Origin of the sequence: Sulfurimonas hongkongensis (assembly GCF_000445475.1) — a bacterium.
GTDB classification, from domain to species: Bacteria; Campylobacterota; Campylobacteria; order Campylobacterales; family Sulfurimonadaceae; genus Sulfurimonas; species Sulfurimonas hongkongensis.
Map to the genome: position 1 here is coordinate 1 of NZ_AUPZ01000011.1, position 20,435 is coordinate 20,435.

Annotated in this window: 21 protein-coding genes; 12 read left to right on the plus strand and 9 right to left on the minus strand. The window is 35.3% G+C overall.

Annotated features, from left to right (window positions below; all coding sequences use genetic code 11):
• Positions 1-79 precede the first annotated feature (79 nt).
• The 4 genes from M947_RS20285 to M947_RS20300 form a co-directional block, all read right to left on the minus strand.
• The gene (locus M947_RS20285) at positions 80-574 is read right to left on the minus strand and encodes a cytochrome c biogenesis CcdA family protein (protein WP_021287969.1); all 495 of its coding nucleotides are present in this window, start codon (positions 572-574) and stop codon (positions 80-82) included.
• A 2-nt stretch (positions 575-576) separates the two neighbouring features.
• Entirely contained in the window at positions 577-810 is a 234-nt protein-coding gene (locus M947_RS20290; protein WP_021287970.1) for a thioredoxin family protein, read from the minus strand.
• A gap of 137 nt (positions 811-947) precedes the next feature.
• Positions 948-1,358, minus strand: coding sequence for an arsenate reductase ArsC (locus M947_RS20295; protein ID WP_021287971.1), 411 nt, complete (start codon positions 1,356-1,358; stop codon positions 948-950).
• Positions 1,355-1,678, minus strand: coding sequence for an ArsR/SmtB family transcription factor (locus M947_RS20300; RefSeq protein ID WP_021287972.1), 324 nt, complete (start codon positions 1,676-1,678; stop codon positions 1,355-1,357). Before M947_RS20300 ends, M947_RS20295 begins: the two co-directional genes overlap by 4 nt.
• A gap of 130 nt (positions 1,679-1,808) precedes the next feature.
• On the opposite strand from M947_RS20300, the gene M947_RS20305 reads away from it, so the two are divergent.
• Both M947_RS20305 and M947_RS23280 read left to right on the plus strand, forming a co-directional pair.
• The gene (locus M947_RS20305) at positions 1,809-3,071 is read left to right on the plus strand and encodes an arsenic transporter (protein ID WP_021287973.1); all 1,263 of its coding nucleotides are present in this window, start codon (positions 1,809-1,811) and stop codon (positions 3,069-3,071) included.
• 90 nt (positions 3,072-3,161) lie between these two features.
• Positions 3,162-3,476, plus strand: coding sequence for a c-type cytochrome (locus tag M947_RS23280; RefSeq protein ID WP_021287974.1), 315 nt, complete (start codon positions 3,162-3,164; stop codon positions 3,474-3,476).
• A gap of 259 nt (positions 3,477-3,735) precedes the next feature.
• Here the strand turns inward: M947_RS23280 and M947_RS20310 are convergent, their stop codons facing one another.
• Positions 3,736-3,942, minus strand: a complete 207-nt coding sequence (locus M947_RS20310; RefSeq protein WP_021287976.1) for an RNA-binding S4 domain-containing protein — start codon at positions 3,940-3,942, stop codon at positions 3,736-3,738.
• A 69-nt stretch (positions 3,943-4,011) separates the two neighbouring features.
• Between M947_RS20310 and M947_RS20315 the strand changes: the two genes are divergently transcribed.
• On the plus strand, positions 4,012-4,575 hold the full coding sequence (locus M947_RS20315) for a putative metalloprotease CJM1_0395 family protein (RefSeq protein WP_021287977.1): 564 nt from the start codon (positions 4,012-4,014) through the stop codon (positions 4,573-4,575).
• Positions 4,576-4,693: 118 nt separating this feature from the next.
• Here M947_RS20315 and M947_RS0112045 read toward each other — a convergent pair whose 3' ends face one another.
• Positions 4,694-5,239, minus strand: a complete 546-nt coding sequence (locus M947_RS0112045; protein ID WP_031348074.1) for a hypothetical protein — start codon at positions 5,237-5,239, stop codon at positions 4,694-4,696.
• Positions 5,240-5,475: 236 nt separating this feature from the next.
• Between M947_RS0112045 and M947_RS20320 the strand changes: the two genes are divergently transcribed.
• Positions 5,476-5,694 carry a cold-shock protein gene (locus M947_RS20320; protein WP_021287979.1) on the plus strand — a complete coding sequence of 73 codons (219 nt, stop codon included), beginning with the start codon at positions 5,476-5,478 and terminating at the stop codon, positions 5,692-5,694.
• Positions 5,695-5,888: 194 nt separating this feature from the next.
• Positions 5,889-6,329, plus strand: a complete 441-nt coding sequence (locus M947_RS20325) for a hypothetical protein (RefSeq protein WP_021287980.1) — start codon at positions 5,889-5,891, stop codon at positions 6,327-6,329.
• Here the strand turns inward: M947_RS20325 and M947_RS20330 are convergent.
• The 3 genes from M947_RS20330 to M947_RS20340 are packed head-to-tail and all read right to left on the minus strand — an operon-like array spanning position 6,295 to position 9,902.
• A complete protein-coding gene (locus M947_RS20330) occupies positions 6,295-7,350 on the minus strand; it encodes an acetate/propionate family kinase (RefSeq protein ID WP_021287981.1) in 1,056 nt (351 codons plus the stop codon). The two genes, M947_RS20325 and M947_RS20330, sit on opposite strands and share 35 nt — an antisense overlap.
• On the minus strand, positions 7,350-9,431 hold the full coding sequence (gene pta, locus M947_RS20335) for a phosphate acetyltransferase (RefSeq protein ID WP_021287982.1): 2,082 nt from the start codon (positions 9,429-9,431) through the stop codon (positions 7,350-7,352). Before pta ends, M947_RS20330 begins: the two co-directional genes overlap by 1 nt.
• 45 nt (positions 9,432-9,476) lie before the next feature.
• Positions 9,477-9,902: a GNAT family N-acetyltransferase gene (locus M947_RS20340; RefSeq protein ID WP_021287983.1), complete on the minus strand. Its 426-nt coding sequence runs from the start codon at positions 9,900-9,902 to the stop codon at positions 9,477-9,479.
• 173 nt (positions 9,903-10,075) lie between these two features.
• On the opposite strand from M947_RS20340, the gene M947_RS20345 reads away from it, so the two are divergent.
• From M947_RS20345 to M947_RS20375, 7 genes are all read left to right on the plus strand, one after another.
• The gene (locus tag M947_RS20345; protein ID WP_021287984.1) at positions 10,076-12,331 is read left to right on the plus strand and encodes a methyl-accepting chemotaxis protein; all 2,256 of its coding nucleotides are present in this window, start codon (positions 10,076-10,078) and stop codon (positions 12,329-12,331) included.
• Positions 12,332-14,599: a methyl-accepting chemotaxis protein gene (locus M947_RS20350; protein WP_021287985.1), complete on the plus strand. Its 2,268-nt coding sequence runs from the start codon at positions 12,332-12,334 to the stop codon at positions 14,597-14,599.
• Between the two features lie 110 nt (positions 14,600-14,709).
• A complete protein-coding gene (locus M947_RS20355) occupies positions 14,710-16,317 on the plus strand; it encodes an ABC-F family ATP-binding cassette domain-containing protein (RefSeq protein ID WP_021287986.1) in 1,608 nt (535 codons plus the stop codon).
• A gap of 2 nt (positions 16,318-16,319) precedes the next feature.
• Positions 16,320-17,171 carry a DUF5718 family protein gene (locus tag M947_RS20360; protein ID WP_021287987.1) on the plus strand — a complete coding sequence of 284 codons (852 nt, stop codon included), beginning with the start codon at positions 16,320-16,322 and terminating at the stop codon, positions 17,169-17,171.
• A 2-nt stretch (positions 17,172-17,173) separates the two neighbouring features.
• Positions 17,174-17,515 carry an SUI1 family translation initiation factor gene (locus M947_RS20365; RefSeq protein WP_021287988.1) on the plus strand — a complete coding sequence of 114 codons (342 nt, stop codon included), beginning with the start codon at positions 17,174-17,176 and terminating at the stop codon, positions 17,513-17,515.
• Positions 17,516-17,546: 31 nt separating this feature from the next.
• Positions 17,547-18,932, plus strand: coding sequence for a DUF2868 domain-containing protein (locus M947_RS20370; RefSeq protein WP_021287989.1), 1,386 nt, complete (start codon positions 17,547-17,549; stop codon positions 18,930-18,932).
• Positions 18,925-20,340: a DUF3482 domain-containing protein gene (locus M947_RS20375; RefSeq protein WP_021287990.1), complete on the plus strand. Its 1,416-nt coding sequence runs from the start codon at positions 18,925-18,927 to the stop codon at positions 20,338-20,340. The genes M947_RS20370 and M947_RS20375 overlap by 8 nt, the downstream gene beginning before the upstream one ends.
• Positions 20,341-20,435 lie beyond the last annotated feature (95 nt).

Below are 20,435 nucleotides of genomic sequence, written 5' to 3' on the forward strand. Positions count from 1 at the left end.
AAGTGTGACTGGTGAAAGCTATAGATTAAAGCAAAAAAGGGAAGCTGGATTATTAGATATTTCAGTTAAATAATAAGTGTTACGAAGTGGTGCATTTTTGCACTGCGTTTTGGTACATTTTTGGATTGCGCTTGACACTTACTAAGCCAAAGATGATTCCTATCAAAAATCCGCCAAAGAGTCTGTATTTGATAAGATGAGCCATTATGGATGATTTATTTACTTCACCAAAAATACCCCAAGCATACAACCCAATCAACAGACTAAAAATTGCAGCTAAAATATATGCCCATATAGGAGCAATAGAGAAAAAACCTCCAAACTTAGCCACAATTAGACCTAAAATTGAAAAACTAATCATGACACCAAGAGCAAATAGTGAAGCAAAAGCATAGGTATAAAAAACTCTCTTTTTGCCCACTAAATCTTTGTTCAGTGCCACTGAACTTCCTACTAACAAAGGCACAGAAACAAGTGAACAAGGAGCAATCGCCGTAATACTGCCAGCACCAAACGCGCCAACAAATGCCAAAAGTGAGTTTGATTCAAGAAGGGCTAAAACGCTCTCTTGCACAGTTACTCGTTTATCAGAGCTACTACTTCATCCACGCTCAAAACTCTGCCAGTGCTAACTACTTTGCCATCTATAACAAGTCCAGGAGTGCTTACCACTTGATACTCCATAATCTTCATAAGATCATCTACTTTCTCAATCTGAGCGAACTTCCCACTCTTTGCAACTGCTTCTTTGACTACTTTTTCTAAAGTGATGCATTTCGCACAACCTGTTCCTAATACTTCAATTTTCATAATAATTTTTCCTTTATATATAATAATATTAACCGTAATAACTCTTAGTAAACAAAATTTCTAGGAGCGCTAAGTTCATAGAGAGGGTCTATAAACTGCACTTTGGTTTTAAAGCCATGCAGGGCGAGGCTAAAGTTTCACTTTTGGCAAAGCTCATATTTGACTACTGGTAGAAGTTCTTTCTCCATTAAATCTAGTGTTCTTTCATACTCTCCAAACTCTTTGCCTGATGGGTCATCAAAACCCATATGTATAGTTTTTACTGCTCTTGGAAACATTGGGCAGGTCTCTTTTGCATGATCACACACAGTCACTATTAAGTCAAAGGGGGTATCTAAAACCGTTTCAATTACTTTTGAGTGGTACTTCTCTCTCCAATAGCCTTTCATCTCTAAAAGAGCTTTTGCATTTGGGTTTACTGCACCACTTGCTTTTACTCCAGAACTTTGTGCTTCTATGGAGTCTTCAAGCTTATCATTTATAAGTGCCTCTGCCATGATGGAGCGACAACTATTTCCACTGCATAAAATCAATACCTTTTTTTTCATACTTTACACTCCCCAGTCTCAGATATTTTTTTTAAAGCTGGAAGCTTTATATCTAAACAACGAATCTCCTCTAAAGCTTCACTACGAAAGCGGTCAAGTGGACTTCTGATGGAGTAATAGCCCCAAGTTCCTCTGCGATTTACTCTTAAAAACCCTGCATCTTTTAAAATTTTAAGATGCCGTGAGAGGCGTGATTGAATCATATCAAGAGAGGCTTGCATATCACATACACAAGTCTCACCATGTTCATCAAGAAAACGCAACAACAATACTCGTGTGTCATCATTAAGCGCAGCTACGCTTTTTAAGAAAATTTCCACATAGAACTCCTTACTATAAGAATTAAAATTGTAGCAGGATAAAATTACTAAATCAAGATATATTGATATTTAGATTTAGATATGATATAGTTTCTTCTAACATATATTTGAAAAAAGTAGGGAATATTATATGGCTTTAGCTATCTTAGTGTTTTTAGTTACCTTAGTCTTTGTAATATGGCAACCAAAAGGTCTCCAAATAGGTACCACTGCTGTGATGGGAGCTACTATAGCTCTCTTAGTCGGAGTTGTAAGTTTTACAGATGTCATTAGCGTAATCGATATCGTGTGGGATGCAACACTAGCATTTATTGGTATCATTATCCTATCTATGGTTCTTGATGAGATAGGATTTTTTGAGTGGGCAGCTATTAAAATGGCAAAATTAAGTGGCGGAAATGGACATAAAATGTTTGTCTATATCTTACTTTTAGGTGCTATCGTTGCTGCATTTTTTGCAAATGATGGAGCTGCTCTTATACTTACTCCCATACTACTTGCTAAGATGAAGTACTTAAAGATGAAGCCTTTAGCCATCTTCGCATTTTTAATGGCAGGTGGTTTTATCGGTGATAGTGCTTCAAATCCACTTGTTATCTCAAATCTTACAAATATAGTAACAGTTGGTTATTTTGATATCGGCTTTGTTGAATATGCAAAAAATATGTTTTTACCTAACCTACTAGCTATCCTTGCGTCTATAGTTGTTCTTTGGATTTATTTTCGTAAAGATATTCCTTTTAGCATTGACGTTTCTACATTACCAGAAGCATCATCTGTCATTAAAAATCAAACTATGTTTAAATTTTCTTGGTTTTTCTTAGCACTCCTGATGGTTGGGTATTTTATAGGTGACCTGTATAGTCTTCCAGTCTCTCTTTTTGCACTTGGAGGTGCCTTGATATTTTTAGCAATAGCAAACCACTTCAAAGCTGTAAAACCTATGGCAACTATAAAAGCAGCCCCTTGGCAAGTTGTTTGGTTTAGTATAGGTCTCTATGTAGTTGTTTATGGTCTTAAAAATGCAGGTTTTACGGAAGTTATAGCATCTTGGATAATTGAGCTAGGCAAACATGGAACTACAGTGTCCATCATAGGTACAGGTTTTTTATCTGCCATATTAAGCTCTATAATGAACAATATGCCAACTATTATGATTATGGATATAGCCATTGACCATGTTGGATACGCAGGAAATGAAGCGCTTGTTTATGCAAATATTTTAGGCTGTAACCTAGGTCCAAAAATGACACCTATAGGTTCACTTGCAACACTTCTTTGGCTACATGTCTTAGCTCAAAAAGGGGTTAAAATCACTTGGGCAGAGTATATGAAAGTTGGGCTTGTCATCACCCCACCAGTGCTGTTTGTTGCACTTATTGGTCTAATTTAGGTTTTTATAAAGTAAATATTGTAATCAATAGATAAGTACCCTTTAAGAATTACTAAAGTAAAATGAAACTTAAATAATGGAGGTTTAAAAATGAAAAAGATTCTTATAGTGCTATTACTAGCAAGTATTAGTTTGATGGCAACAGATGGTGAAAAACTTTACAAACAGCGTTGTGCACTATGCCATGGCGAAAAGGCTCAAAAAAATCCTCGTGAAGGGGTGCCAGCATTAGCTGGTAAAGATGCAACTGTATTAGCATTGACAATAAGAGCATATAGAGATCAAGATAGTAGAATTGGAGCTTACACTATGCATAAAAGTAGTCAGGTGATGGAAGACTCAACCTCTGGTCTTACAAGGGATATGATTGTCGCTATTGCTAAATATATTAGCGGATTAAAATAACCTCAGTATATATGTCGAATTTTTCGGCATATAACTTTAAGGCACCTCTAAAAGTTATATCAAAATATGGTACAAGTAGGTAGCGTTAAAGATTTTTCCAAAATAGCTAATATAAAGAAGATGCATCCCTTATTTGAATTTAGTATAAGAACACAGGAGAATATGAATCTTAAATGAATGCATCTTCTTTATCTTAAATACTAATCTTACACTCTCTTTGTAAAAAGAGAGTAAAATGTCTTGCAAATCTCAAAAGAACTCATCCTTTAACCTCTATGCGAACTTCGGCTATCTCTATTACATCTCCTGAGACTATTTTTGCTCTTTTTTTAAGCTCTATCTCACCATTTCTTTTAACAAGTCCCTCGACAACAAGCTTTTTGGCATCTCCACCGCTATCTACTAAATCTAAAACCTTTATAAGTTTAAAAAGCTCTATATAATCGTTTTGAAGTTCAAATATCATAATCTTTACCCTTTATTTAATTATAAAATAATAGCTTATTTTAACTTACTCGTTTGTATAATTGATATTATGAACGTTTCATCAAACACACTTTATTCAACTAGCGCCAACTATCAAACCTCTTTAAAACCTAGAGCAGAGGAGACAGAAGAAGAAAAAAGTGTTGCAGAAAAAAAACCACAAAATGAACTTAGCGCTGATGAAAAAAGAGTAGTACAGAGCCTGCAATCAAGAGATGCAGAGGTTCGTGCACATGAAGCTGCTCACCAAAGTGGTGGAGCTGCAACGGGAGGTGCATCTTACACCTATCAAAAAGGACCTGATGGCAGAATGTACGCCATTGGGGGCGAAGTCTCCATCTCTTATAAATCTGGCTCAACCCCACAAGAGACTATAGCAAACGCAGATGCAGTTATAGCGGCGGCTTTAGCTCCAGCAAATCCTAGCGGACAAGATTTGGCAGTAGCCTCAAGTGCAAATGTTATGAAGGTAAAAGCACAACAACAACTAGCACAAGAGACTCAAGAAAAACTCTCAGGAAAAGAGACATACAAAAACGAAGCAGATAAAAATGATGATTCCAAAGAGGAAAAAGGTGAGAGTGAGCCTAAAAGGCTAGATATCGCAACTTAAGAGAGTATGAAATAACTCGGAAGTGGGACTTCTAGGAACTCTAACCCGTGGCGTTCTCCACGATGAGTCCCGCAAACAAGGCGAGACTGAAGCCTCACTTCCAAAAAAACTACAGTTGCTAAGCCTCTTCATTGATGATAGAAAAACCTAAATCATGCATAGCTTTATCTACCATCTCAGTAGCTTTTGCTATGGTTTGTTGAGAAATCTCAGGAAGCTCTCCTCCCCACATCTTCTCAGCCTCTGCAAATCCTCTAAGCATCCCCTCTCTACCAGCACGAAGCTTATCTTCATCTCCACCTGCACCGTTTATGACAAAGTTTGCTATTCTCTCTGACGTTTGCTTGATACCAAAGATACCATCCTCACTGACAAGCTCGGCGGCTTCCTCTTGACTTAGTTCTGCAATTGGCTTTCCGCTGTATCCAATATCACTCAAAAAACTCTGAAAGTCTTTGTAGTCCTGAGCAAAGCTGTCCTGCGGGCTTGCAAAAGTACTCTGGATGGTTGCCGAGTTAAAAGCCATCGCCAAAGAATTTTGAGCCAGCTGTTCACGAATCTCTTTGACTTCATCTTGAGATATCTTCTCAGTATAAAGAGGCTTTATGACGTTAGAATTTTTTACAGTAGCGCTAACGGAACTTATATTTGATGATATTTGCATGATATATCCTTTGTTTGTTACTATAGTTAACATATCGACAAATAACCCCATTTGTTTAGCGCTTAATATATTGCTATAAACAAAACATTTAAGATATAATACTTTTGATGAAAAGATGAGGCTCGAGTTCATCTTTAGTGTGTGATTTAGTACTATGCTCAATTGTGACCCTAAAGACTCTCCAATTTTTGACTCCACTTCTAGCGAAGTGATTATTTTATACATGAGGTATTGCAATGGCAGAATTACTAGATGGTTCAGTTAAATGGTTTAACGAAGAAAAAGGTTATGGATTTATCCAGCAAGATAATGGCGGAAAAGATGTGTTTGTACACTTTCGTCAAGTAAACCACACTGGTGGTGGTCGTGTTTCTCTAGCAGAGGGGCAAAGAGTTACTTTTGAAGTAGGCGAAGGTCAAAAAGGCCCACAAGCTGAAAATGTGACACCATTATAATCTACATTTAAGCCCCTTCTTAAGGGGTTTTTACTACTTAAAATTTTCATATAACATTCTCACTCAAAAAAATTCTCAAAATCCACCCTAACCTAAAATAAAAATAGCAATGAATAGCTGACTTTTTTGTTTACAAAAGAGAGTTATACTGATATTCATAAAGATCAAAATAACTAAAACTTTAAGGATACAAAATGAAAAAAAATAAAAATATCTTATCTTTAGTTTTTCTAGCATCATCTTTAACACTATCACCACTTTTAGCCTCATCTACAAACCAGCAAGCTAGGACCCAATCAAATTCTTTATCAAACAACATTGCTAACAATCTTTACTCAAGAGGGATAGATAGGGATGTATCTAAAAAGATAGCAAAGAGAATCTTTGGTGAAGATGAAGGAACTACCAATATCATGCTAATAAACTTACAAAACAACTATACTTCACTATCTCAACAAGAGATAGTAAACTTTCTCTCTACAGAGGCACTTCTTAGTAAAAGTGTAGATTTAAGCTCTTATGATTATTTAGTAAGTATGGTTTATAAGATAAAAAACAAACCTCTCTCAAGTAAGGACTTAAAAGAGTTAAGCTATATAGCTAAGAAAAATTATTTTTACTCTCAGAGTCTTTAAAAGCTAAACACTGCCTAGCAATCTCTAACTCTTCATTGGTTTTTATAACCATGACGGGTATATCTTTTGCTAGGTTTTTATCCATTATTCGCTCTCTTATATAAGCCGAATTTTCTCCTATGCCCCCACTAAACACTATAGCATCTACTCTTGATAAAAGTGCCATATATGCACCTATATACTTCTTAACTCTTCTTGTCATGATATCTATAGCTAATCTTGATCTCTCATCATCTTGAGCTAAAATATTCCTAATATCGCTACTTCCACAAAGTCCAAGAAGCCCTGACTTTTTGTTTAAAACTTCATCAACTTTATCACGACCCATACCCAAATCTCTTTGCATGTATAAAACTATTGCCGGATCTATATCTCCGCATCTTGTGCCCATAACAAGACCCTCAAGTGGAGTAAATCCCATAGAAGTATCAATGCTTTTGCCATTTTTTATAGCACATGCACTAGCACCATTTCCTAGATGCAAAGTTATGATATTTAACTCATGCTCTTCTTTGTTTAGCTCTTTAGCGGTCTCTTTTAAAAGGTAAGAGTGAGAAGTTCCATGAAAACCATATTTTCTAATCTTGTGCTTTTCATATAGCTCAAAATCTAGAGCATAAAGATACGCCTCTTGTGGCATCTCTGAGTGAAAAGCTGTGTCAAAAACTGCCACTTGAGCTAAATTTGGTGCTTTTTGTTTTGCAACTAAGATGCCCTCTAAGTTTGCAGGATTGTGAAGTGGAGCTAGATGCATTAACTCTTCTAACTTTCTTATAACTCCATCATCTATTAGAGTTGGTTTTGTAAACTCTTCCCCACCATGAACCACACGATGCCCAATAATCTCAATAGTTGAAAGATCAACCTCTATCAACTCTAAAGCCTGACTATGACTCTTTATAGCAGAGTTTTTCTCACCAATCTTTTCTATGACTTTTGAGTAAATCACCTCATTTGTACTCATATCAAAAAGTTTAAATTTTAAAGATGAGCTTCCTGAGTTTATAACAGCTACTCTCACTATATTTGTCCTGCTTGTATTGATGTAATGGCTATAGTATTTACTACATCTTCAACGCTGCATCCACGGCTTAAATCGTTGATAGGTTTGTTTAGTCCTTGAAGTATTGGTCCTATGGCTATCGCTCCACTTGAGCGTTGAACTGCTTTGTAGGTGTTGTTTCCAGTGTTTAAATCTGGAAATATAAAAACACTAGCCTCCCCTGCTACTTTAGAGTTTGGAAGTTTTGTTTTTGCTACGCTTGCATTTACCGCCGCGTCGTACTGGATCGGTCCTTCTATGAGTAAGTTTGGCATATTTCTTTTTACTATCTGTGTTGCTTCTCTTACTTTATCTACATCTGCACCACTTCCGCTCTCTCCTGTTGAGTATGAGAGCATCGCAACTTTTGGCTCGATACCAAAAGCCTCCGCAGTAGATGCAGAGGAGATAGCGATCTGTGCTAAAGTTTGTGCATCTGGGTCTTGGACTATCGCACAATCTCCATAGACTAAAACCTGAGTCTGCATGCACATAAAAAAGACACTTGAGACTACCGAAATATCTGGTTTTGTTTTGATGATTTGAAGTGCTGGTCTGATGGTGTCTCCAGTTGAGTGAATAGCTCCACTAACCATTCCATCAGCATATCCGAGGTGAACCATCATAGTTGCAAAGTAGTTTGCATGTTGCATAGCTTCTATGGTTGCATCTCTACTTAAACCTTTATGTTTCCTCATCTCATAAAAATTCTCTGCAAACTCCTCTAACAGATGAGAGTCTTTATAGTCTATGATAGTTGCATCTGCTAAATCAAGTCCTATTCTTAGGTAGTTTTCTTTTATTTTTTCTTCATTTCCTAAAAGTATGATGTCTGCTACACCTCTTCTTAGAGTTATCTCAGCAGCTCTTAATATCCGCTCATCCATGCTCTCAGGCAAGACTATTCGTTTTTTATTTAGTCTTGCTAATTCAAAGAGTTTATACTCAAACATCATCGGCGTCATTACGCCTTTTTTTGGTGTCGCTATCTTTGCTTCGATGTGTTTGATATCAACATTTGAGTTAAAAAGTCCTAAAGCTAAAGAGATTTTTCTCTCACTTGTAACCCTGAGTCTAGCATTTATGTTTGAGATGTTTTTTGCGGTTTCATAAGTATCTGTCTCAACTAAAAGAAGTGGAATATTAAAGCCCTCAAGTCCATCTATGAGCTTTTGGATATTTTTATGAAGCCCCATTCCAAAAGGCAAGACTATCGCGTTAACATTTGGGTAGTTTTTAGAGTACAAGGCACAGATAAGTCCAACTATAATATCTGAGCGATCAGCTGGTACTATAACTAAATCATTTTCCTCAATATGCTCTAAAAAGTTATCCAAACTCAAAGCTGCGACTTTGATACCTTTTATGACTCTTGTGTGGTCCTTTTCACCGAGCAAGATGGGTTTTGCATCTAAAGCTTCTATAACGTCTTGGACACTTATGCGGTCTAGTTCTGTTAACTCTTTTAAAAGATATGTATTTATTTTGTCCTTACTTAGTCTTTTTTTAAGCTCATTATAATTTTCTTCGCTTAGTCTATTAATAAAAGTTGCAAAGGATTCACAACCCTCCGAGCTTATGTTTTGAGCCTCCATAAGTACATCTTCATAAACTTCTTGCGCGCTAGCATTTTTTGCATTTATGACATTTATGATGGAGCTTGAGAAGTTTTGAGCTATCTTTATATTTAGATCGTAGTTTATAGTTGTGGTCAAAAACGACCTTCTAATCCCCTCACAAAGAACAAAATCATGTTCACTCTCTAACTTTTTAAATTTAGTGATGAGCTGATTAATAAGCTCATTAAACCGTCCAGATGAGAGCATCATCTCAACATACTCTATGTCATATCCATAAGCATCTTCATACTTCATGTCAATACTATATCTCTCTAGTATAAACTCTATATCCTTATCAATTTTGTTTTTAGATAAGATTATAGGTCTAAAAAAGGCAACACTAGGCAAGTTTCTCTTTAGTATCTCCATCATCCCCATAGAAACGAATAACATTCCAGCACTTTTTTCTTGTGCAGATACATATAATGATTTTATTTTCATAAAGTTATGATAGAGTCTTTGTTATTAAAAGTAGTATAAAGTAGCTCATATTTTAGATAGTGTTTTGAGAAAAAGATAACTTTTTTTCTTAAAGCCATTTTTCTCGTAAAATCTATGTGCATCTACTCTTGTAAAGCTTGAAGATAAAACGATGTTTTCACACATCGAAGCTCTAGCATAATCGCTCAAAAAATCAAGCATCAACGCTCCATATCCTTTTGATTTGTACTTATCGTCACTAACCAAATCAAAAACATACAAATGTCTTTTATGGTAAAGATTTGTCTGCACAGCTACTCCAGCGTAAGTGATAAGCTCTTCGCCCTCAACTATACCAAACATGGTGTAGTTCATATATCTCATATCATAAATGAGATCTTCAAACTCTTTGTAAGAGAGTTCACCTCTTAGTTGCTTTAGCACGCTATAAGCCATCTCTAGCTCTTTTAAATCTAATTCTCTTATTTGCATTTCTTATTTTACAGTAAAAATCTTATAAATTTTAGTTACAATAATGAATATGTTTTTTAAGTTATTCTAAAGGCCACTCTCCTTGCAAAGTTTTGTTATTTTTTGTTGTCTGTTACGATAACAAATAAACAAAATAATATAGATAAACTTCAAAATACAAAGGGGTTAAATTTATGAAAAACATGACGATTAAAAACAAGCTGATTTTTCTTAGCGTTATCACTTTTATAGTGATTGCTCTGTTTTCTCTTAAGAGTGCTTACGATAGTTGGAGTGAGTACGACAACTCAACAGAGACTGCTTCTTTGATAAGCTTGTCTGTAAAGATGAGTGCCGTGCTACATGAACTGCAAAAAGAGAGAGGTGCAAGTGCTGGATATTTAGGTTCAGGTGGTAAAAGCTTTCAAGAGATTTTACCAAAACAACACAAGGACACTGATCTTAAAATAGAGGAGCTTAAAGCCTATATAGCATCTCATGACTCTCCTGCATCATCAAGAGTCAAAGATGAGATAAATCTAAGCTCAATACAAGAGATGAGAAAAAAGGTAAACACGCTTAGCTGTGAGGTAAAAGATGCAGTCTTTTTTTATACTGCACTAAACAAACAGCTCATAGATATGGTAAGCAACTTCTCAATAATCCCAAAAGACAATACTTTAAGAACTGACTTTAATAGTTTTACTATTTTTATCTCATCTAAAGAGAGAGCTGGGATAGAGAGAGCCGTTTTATCTGGAGTTTTTGCAAAGGATAGTTTCTCAAGAGCGACTGCTGCGAAGTTTGCATCTTTAGTCTCGGAGCAAAATGCACTCACAAATCTTTTTTTAAGCGTCTCTGATACATACATACAAAACTTGTACAAAGAGATAGAGTCTGATACTTCATTTGCGCAAGTGGACAAATATAGAGCCATAGCAGAATCTAAAGAGAGTAATTTTGGAGTAGATGCTACGGTTTGGTTTAAGACCATCACAAAAAAAATCAACAAACTTAAAGAGTTTGAAGATGCTCTTGCAACGCATACGCTAGACTTTTCTCAAGATCTTGTTTCATCTTCATTTCAAGCACTCATAACTGTGCTAGCCCTAGTTCTTATAATCCTTGCTTTTTTGATATATATCTCAAGAAGCGTATCACTTAGCATTACAAACTCCATAGATAGATTTAAGTCTATTATAGGTGGCATCACAACAAATGGTGATCTCTCTATAAAAGTTGATAGAAAATCTCAAACAAATAATGAGATGGATGAGATAACTCAACTTTTAGCAACACTTATAGATCTCATAAAAGAGTTAACTTCAAGGATAAACACCTCTGTACATAAAGCTTCGCAGGGAGATTTTAGTTATGATTTAAACTCTGATGGCTTAGCTGGAGACTTTGCCGAAGCTATTAAAAATGTTCAAAATGGTATAAGTGCCATGAAAACATCTCATGAAAAACAGTTGTTTATAAACTTTAGCTCAAAAGTTAGAAGCGTAGGAAGTATTGGCGATGGTTTAGGTCTTATACAAAATGAAATGTCAAGCGTTATAAAAGAGCTAAGTGTCGTACAAAGTACAACAAAACACACAGCTCAAACATCAGATGACTCTATGGGTGCAGTGGAGGATATCTTAGAAAAACTGCAAAATCTAGTTGAGCAGATAAGCGATAGCAACTCCTCTATAGGTGGTTTAAATGAACAAACTAATGAGATCACTTCTATAGTTGACCTTATAAAAGATATAGCAGAACAGACTAATCTTTTAGCACTAAATGCTGCCATCGAAGCAGCTCGTGCAGGCGAACATGGACGTGGTTTTGCAGTTGTGGCTGATGAAGTCCGCAAACTTGCTGAGAGAACTCAAAAAGCAACTAGTGAGATAACTATCTCTATAAACTCAATGAAGCAAGAAGCTAGCAACATTTTAGGCAAGTCTGAGACAATGACAACCCTTGCTGATGAGGCTTCAGTTTCAGTTGAAGAATTTAATGATACTATGAGAAACTTGAATTATGAGGCTGTTGAGATGGCTGATGTTATAAACGATATGCAAAATAAAGTCTTTATTGTTTTAGCAAAAGTAGATCACATTATATACAAATCAAATGCATATGACTCTATAATTGCAGCAGATAAGAGCAAGGCATTTAGCAAACATACTGAGTGTAGACTAGGAAAATGGTATGAGAGTGATGGTAAAGAGAGATTTGGAAATACTCAAGCATATAAAGATGCCTTCTTGCCACATAAAACAGTTCATGAGAGTGTGTTAAATAGTATCGCTTTCTTTGATAAAGAAGACACAAGAATTCAAAATGAAGATACTATAGTAAACAATCTTAAGACTATGGAAGCTAATAGTGATAAACTATTTAATGCCCTAAATGATATGCTTACTCAAATACAAAAAGAACAACCAAAAGACAAAAGGATATAAATGAACATCAAGAGCATAAAATTTAAAGTCATCACCCTTATGGCAGTGTCTCTGCTAGTGATGGCTATTAGTATTATGTCGATCTCAATAAGCAGAGCATCTGACTCCCTAGTAAAGAGCAATATGGCACTACTAGACGCGGTAAAAGAGTCTAAAAAAGAGCACCTCCTTGATTTTTTCCAATCTCTGGAAAATCTTATTCGCTCAAGAACTGCCGACTCAACAACTGTTCAAGCTATGTGGGCTTTAGATGAGAGTTTTTTAGATCTAGAATCTCTAGATGACATAAGCAATGCCGAGATAAAAGCAAAAGTTCTACAGAATTATAAAGATGAATATTTACCAAATATCAACTTTGATATAAAAGGTGTCAAACCTAAAAAAGCTCTAGAAGACTATCTGCCAAAAACAAAACATGCACTCATAGCTCAATACTTATATATAGTAGATAACGAGTATAAGCTCTCCCAAAAAAACAAGCTTTTAATGAATAAAAATCATAAAGAAGAGTATTCGCTAAATCATGTTCAAACTCATCCAGCTTATGATCAAATTTTAAAAAATTATGGACTCTATGACATCTTTATCATAAACGCTGATGGTGATGTTGTGTATTCGGTTAAAAAGGAGAAAGATTTTGGTACAAACCTAATAAATGGAGTTTATTCAGATTCTGGACTAGCCCTTGCCTTTAAGAAAGCTTCAAAGCTTCCAGCAGATGGTGTAGCCTTTGCTGACTTTAGTGCTTATGAGCCAAGTTTCAATGAGCCTGCAATGTTTTTAGCATCTCCACTTTACTTTAGAGATGATTTTGAGGGAGCTGTTATATTTCAACTTCCAAAAGATAAGATAAACAGTGTTATGAACTTCAAAGGTAACTTTGAAAAGGCTGGACTTGGAGCAACTGGTAAAGCGAATCTAGTCTCTCTTGATGGAAGAATGAAAAATGATAGCCGTTTTTTAGATGTCATAGATGATGAAAATGTAAAAATAGCAAAAACGACCATCGGCACATACAAGATAGATTCAAAGTCGTTAGATAAGATAAAAGAAGGCGAAAATGGCTCGTGGATTATAAAAGACCATAGAGGTATTAAGGTTTTAAGCTCTTATGCTCCCATAAAGATATTTGACGAATCTTGGGGTATTATCGTGGATATTGATGAATCAGAGGTTTTAGAAAATGTTAATGAGGCTAGAGATATGATAGTTGGTACCTCCATAGCTATTATCTTAGTTTTAATGCTCATTAGTATATTTTTAGTCCAAAAATTTATCATCTCAAAACTAAACACTCTCCAAGATGCTTCATATAATCTGGCTAAAGGTGATGGAGATCTAACAAGCAGGATTATCGTCCCACTCGGAGATGAAATCTCAGAAGTTGCTCAAAACATTAATGCTTTTATAGACAAAGTTCGTATAACAGTCTCAGAGGCAAAAACATCATCATCTCAAAATACTCAGATCTCTCAAACCCTTTCAGAGACATCTTCTAGTATGAAAGAAAAAGCTGCAGAAGAGAGTGCCATTGTAAATAATGTCTCAATAGAGGGTAAAGATTTACAAGATGTTTTAAGCAAATCTATTGAACAAGCAAAGATTACAAAAGATGATATAAACTCAGCAGGAGAGATTTTAAAAGGAGCAAATAAGCAGATAGTCCATCTAGCAAATGAGATACAAGGCAGAGCAAAAGATGAGCTAGAGTTATCTCACAAACTAGAACAATTGAGCGCAGATGCAACTCAAGTTAAAGATGTGCTTGTTGTTATCTCTGACATTGCAGATCAAACAAATCTACTTGCACTAAACGCTGCCATAGAAGCTGCACGTGCAGGTGAACATGGACGGGGCTTTGCAGTAGTTGCTGATGAAGTTCGTAAACTTGCAGAGAGAACTCAAAAATCACTCTCGGAGATAAATGCAACCATTAGTGTGATTGTCCAGTCTGTAATAGATGCAAGTCAAAATATCTCAAATAATGCCAAAGCTATAGAGATACTATCCTCTGATGCAAACAATGCTCAAAGTGAGATAAACACAAGTATGGTGTCACTAGAGCGCTCAATAATTCAAGTTGATGAGACTGTAACTGGTTATATCAACAACTCTAAAACTGTTGAGTCTATGATTCATAAAGTCTCAGAAATAGAGCTGATCTCTACAGAAAATAAGAAGAGCATGGATGATATCTCAAATGCATCTTCAACGCTAACACAGATGACTATAAGCCTAAATGATATACTAAAAGGCTACAAGACATAAAAGTAGTATAATCACGCTTTAAACAACTCTTGGCTATAATCCACGAAAAATAGCCCACACAAGCCTAAAAACTAGGCTTGTGTGGGCAAATCCACCTAAGAGAAACAATCATGGTAACTGTACAAAATCTAACTATGCGTTATGGAAATAGAGTACTATTTCAAGACATAAACCTTAAACTAGACCGTAATAAAAGATACGGGCTCATCGGTGCAAACGGTGCTGGCAAAACAACCTTTTTAAAAATCCTAAGTGGTGAAATCAATGAGTATGATGGTGAAGTAATCATCCCAAAATCAAATAAAGTTGGAGTTTTAGGGCAAAATCAGTACGCTTTTGAAGACTACACAATCATGGATGCAGTTCTTTATGGAAATAAAAGACTCTTTGATGCTATAAAAGAAAAAGAAGAGATCTATGCAACTGGTGACTTTGAAGACGATGCAGTAAATAACCGTCTAGCTGATTTAGAAGTTATCTGCGTTGAAGAAGATCCAACTTATGAGTATGACGTAAATATTGCCAAAATACTTGAAAATGTTGGTATTGAAGCGAGCCTTCATCATAATCTTATGAGTACACTAGATAGTGCCGATAAGTTTAAAGTCCTTTTAGCTCAAGTTTTATATCCTAAGCCTGATGTTTTGTTTCTTGATGAGCCTACCAACAACCTTGATATCGAGACTATTAGCTGGTTAGAAGATGAGTTACAAAGACATGAGGGAACAATGGTTGTAATCTCTCATGATAGACACTTTTTAAATGCAGTTGTAACAAATATCTTAGATGTGGATTATCAAAAAATCCGCGAATTTACAGGAAACTATGATGATTGGTATATCGCTGCAAATGTGATGGCAAAGCAACTAGAGCTTGACACTGCAAAAAAAGAGAAAGAAAAAGAGCAGCTTGAAGCTTTCGTCCGTCGTTTTAGTGCTAATGCATCTAAAGCAAGACAAGCAACTTCAAGACAAAAACAACTTGAAAAACTAAATATAGAAGACATTAAACCATCTTCAAGAAGAGATCCAAGTATCGTTTTTAAAGCTGCAAGAGTTATGGGTGATGAAGCACTTCATATCATAGATGTAAACCACACATACTCTGATGGAAATGAAGTCTTAAAAGATGTAACACTTAAATTTAACCCAGGTGAGAAAGTAGCTCTAATCGGACCAAACGGTGCTGGTAAGACAACACTTCTTAAGATCATTATGGAAGAGATAAAACCTACAAGTGGCGAAGTTCACTGGGGTGCTACTATTGAGAGCTCATACTTTCCACAAGATACAGCAGACATTATAGAAGGCGATGGAACACTTTATGATTGGCTTAGAGCATTTGATCCAAAAAGAGATATAGCTGAGATAAGAAACTGCTTAGGCAGGATGCTATTTAATGGCGAGCAGCAAGAGAAGTCAGTTGAGAGTATCTCTGGTGGAGAAAAACATAGAATGATGCTTAGTAAGATGATGCTAGAAGGTGGAAACTTTTTAGTTTTAGATGAGCCATCAAACCACCTTGACTTAGAGGCTATTGTCGCCCTTGGAGAGGCTCTGCATGAGTTTAAAGGTAATGTTATTTGTGTCTCTCATGACCGTGAGCTCTTAGATGCATTTGCAACACGCATTATAGAGATCCATGCAGATGGAAGTCTAACAGACTTTGAAGGTACTTATGAAGAGTACGCTGAAGCAAAACAGAGCGGCAGTATCTAGAGATGGCAAAATATAAAAAGTTTTTAGGACTGGGCATCGCTGGAAATTTTGCTCTGCACTTAGAGCAAGCTGGAGAGATGGAAGAGTTCAAAGACGTTATAACCGCAGATGAAGCTGCACCAAAAGGGATGTTTCCTTTTTATCTTCCCCAACCACCAAATCATGATAGTGGTTTAGCCCTAGATGCAAAAAATATCTTAAGCATCTACCCTCTCTCAACCTCACATATAAAACTTCCAAGTCTAGATGCAAATATTCAAGCTGAACCTGAAGTTGGTCTTATTTGTGATTTAGAATATAGTGCAGGAAAGCTTACAAAGATAACTCCTACACATTTTGGTGCATTTAATGACTGCTCGATTAGGGTTGCAAATGCAGATAAGATTAGTGATAAAAAAAACTGGGGAGAGCTCTCTAAAGGCTTTAGTAACACTCTTATAAAGATAGATAAATTTACCGAGGGTGGAGTAATGGACTCGTACTCAATCGCTAGTTTTTTACGCCGTGATGGAGAGTTGCACGCCTATGGAGAAAATGTTGAGATAAGTGGATATAGCTACTTTTATGAAAAGCTTCTTAAGTGGATGGTTCATCAAATAAACACTCAAGAAAACTACGGTCCACTTGAACCCATCAACCAATACATTGCGGCATGTGCTAACCCTAAAGAGGCGATTATTACTATTGGTGCTACAAGATATACAGAGTTTGGAGAGAAAACATTTTTAAAAAAAGGTGATGAAGTTATAGTTGTCCTTTATCCAAAAAATGAAACTACAAAAGAGCAACTCTTAGAAAACATCAACAATCACACAGACAAAAATATAAGCATACTATCTCAAAGAGTTATATAGCTATGAGTAGAGGCAAAAAACTAGATATCTTCATCGGTGCAGACATCGATGATAGTTGGGCGCAAGTCCAAAGTCCTAGAGCCTCACAAATAGCAGATGAGATACTAGAGCCGCAAAAGCATCTTTTAGTCTTTGCAAAAGAAAAAAGAAGAGGAAAAATCGTAACTTTAGTGGGAGAGTTTCATATTACAAAAGAAGATGCGAGCAAAACTCTAAAGCTTCTAAAAAAGAAGCTTGGCTGTGGTGGAGCTTTTAAAGATGGTTGGATGGAGTTTCAAGGCGAGCTAAAAGATAAGCTCAAAGAACTTTTGCTTAGTGAAGGATTTAGATTTAAGCACTCATAAGTTTTGCTCAATATAACAAATAAGGATGCAAATGTTCAAAAAAGCTAAAATAAAGTTGAATGAATATTTAAATTTAAAGTATCTTTTGCATGATGAAAGTGTTGAGAAAAAAGCAAGTATTGAAGATATAAAAGTATATTGGAGGCATAAAGACTCTACGCATATTGAAAAACTACTTCAATGGTTAAAACAAAATCAACAGCATCTAGATTCTGATAAAATCGATAGAGTTAAAAATAGAGTTACATTATCGTTTATCATAGTCACTCTAGTTATGTTTATAGTTGGGTTCTTGCTAGGATTTAGTTTGCTAAGCTACGATGATAGATCCATAGTTAATGTAACTTGGTTTTTATTTATTATGATTTTTTTACCCTTTATTTTATCAATTTTTTCTTTTTTTTATTCAATAATAGTGCTATATAATAAAAATAGTAGTACAAAAAATAAATATACTCAAATGCTCGAAGAGACAGTATTTAAACCACTATCAAAACTTCTACTAAATCCTTCGAGCATAATGCCAAATGATTTAATTAAAAACATCTTACTCGTTAGGCTTCAACAAGGTTCTTTAGCACTCCTAATAGGTACAATGATTGCACTCTTTGTAACGCTTTTAGCAAAGTATGTAGTTTTTGGTTGGGAGAGTACTATTATAGACACTTCATCCCTGCAAAGCTTAATCAACTTTATAGCATTTCCATGGATTTTTTGTTGTCCTAGTGCAGTTCCCTCGCTTGAAGTGATTGAAGATACTCAAAACTACCTATCAAACAGTATTATCTTATCTCAGAGTTGGTGGAAGTTTTTAGGTATGTCTTTAATCGTTTATGGTTTTATACCAAGATTTATTTTACTCTATCTATCTAATAAGATTTTTTATAATGGGCTAAGAGAGAATATTTTAAATGATAAAAATGCAAAAGAGATACTACTTTTTATACAAAAGTCTAGCAATGTAACTACAACACAATTTCTACATAAAAATCACAAAACAAAAGATGAAAGTTCTTATACTTCTCATGACATAAGTAAAAAAACAGTAGAAAAGTCTTTTGATTACATCATAGGTTGGAGTCTGACTATGAAGGCTTTAAGAGTTATGTTAGAGCATAAAAAGATGAGCGCTTCACATATAGAGATAGCTGGTGGCAGTGTTAGCGTAGATAGAGAAGATGAACTAATCTCATCTATAGAGGGTTGTGTGATTATCTTTGTAGACTCTTGGGAAGCACCTCAAAAAGACTTTGTTAATTTTGTGAGTAATTTGTCAAAAAGTAAAGTGAGCTCTATATTGATTTATCCTCTTGGAATGGCAGATGATGACTATAAGCCAAAGAGTAAAAATGTATCTATATGGAAAAATAAAATAGAGATAATAAACAATCCAAAAATAGGAATATACGATGCGTGAGAGTTATCCATCTTTTGTTTTAGTGGGGCATCCAAACAAGGGTAAAAGTAGCATCGTCTCTACTCTTGCATATGATGATAGTGTAGAGATATCTCCTACTCCAGGCGAGACTAAAAAGACAAAATATCATCCATTAAAAGTTGGAGATGAGATACTATACAAGATATATGATACTCCTGGTTTTGAAAATGCAAAAAGAGCTATGCACTGGCTTGAAAAAAATGAAACTATATCAAAAGAACATCCTAAAACTTTAAAAAAATTTGTTGAAGAAAATAAAAATAACAGTGATTTTAAAGAAGAAATAGAACTTTTAAGCCCCATAGTAGATGGAGGAGCTATTATCTATGTTGTTGATGGTTCCCTGCCTTATAAAGAAGAGTATGAGGCTGAAATGAAGATACTCTCGTGGAGCGGAAACCCATCAATGGCTCTAATCAATAGAATTGGAAGTGAGGATTATGTAGATGACTGGAAAAATGCACTAAATCAACACTTTAAAATTATTCGTGAGTTTAACCCAATGAGTGCCAGCTTAAGGGAGAAGTTAAAACTCCTTGATGCTTTCTCAGCTATGAATCAAGATTGGGAATCGAGTATAGATTACGCCAAAGAAGCACTAGTACATAAAAATGACATAATGTTTTATAATACTGCAAAAGCGATAGAGAGTAATGTAAGAAAATCCATCTCACACACTGTTACATCTTCGCTTATAAAAAATGAAATCTCAGATAAAGACAGACTAAACTATGAAGAACAATATAAAAAAGATTTAGTAAAGTTTGAAAAAAAGAGTCAAAAAAAAGTTCAAGAACTATGGAGTCACAATAGACTTGATAGCTCAATGGATGAAATAAAATTTAGCGATGAACTATTTTGTGGTGATTTTAGTAAAGATGGACTAACTAAAAAAAGCTTTATAATGGTAAGTACAGTTGCTAGTGCTTCTTTAGCTGGTGCTACTGGATTTGCATTTTCTGCTCCTAGTAGTGTTTTAGACCTTGGAGTTACAACATTTTTATCCACGACATTATCAACTGCCGGAGGTGCAGCAGTAGGTTTTACAACCAGTACGATTGGGTATAACAAGTTTATTAACTCTAGCACAGTAGGCAAACTATTTAGTAAAAAAAGATTTAAAGTAGGACCTATGCAAAATCATAACTTTATATTTATACTATCAGCGAGGGCTATTTTTCACGCTAGAGCTCTCTCAACAAGATCTCATGCAAAACGAGACAATCTGCATCTAAAAAACGATGAGAATTCAGCCGAAAATCTATTTACTAAAGATGAAAAAAAAGACTTAGCCAAAATAAGCGTAAACTTTAGCAAAAACAAAAACACTCAAGAGAGCAGCGAAAAATATATAGAGATAATTTTGAGTAAAATAACTCTCACTTAACTCTCTGGCATCTCTATAAAAAGAAAATGACTATTTTGTAGAGCTTTTATACTTAAGTTTGAGACCGTTTAAAATTTCGTGTCAGCTACATTTAG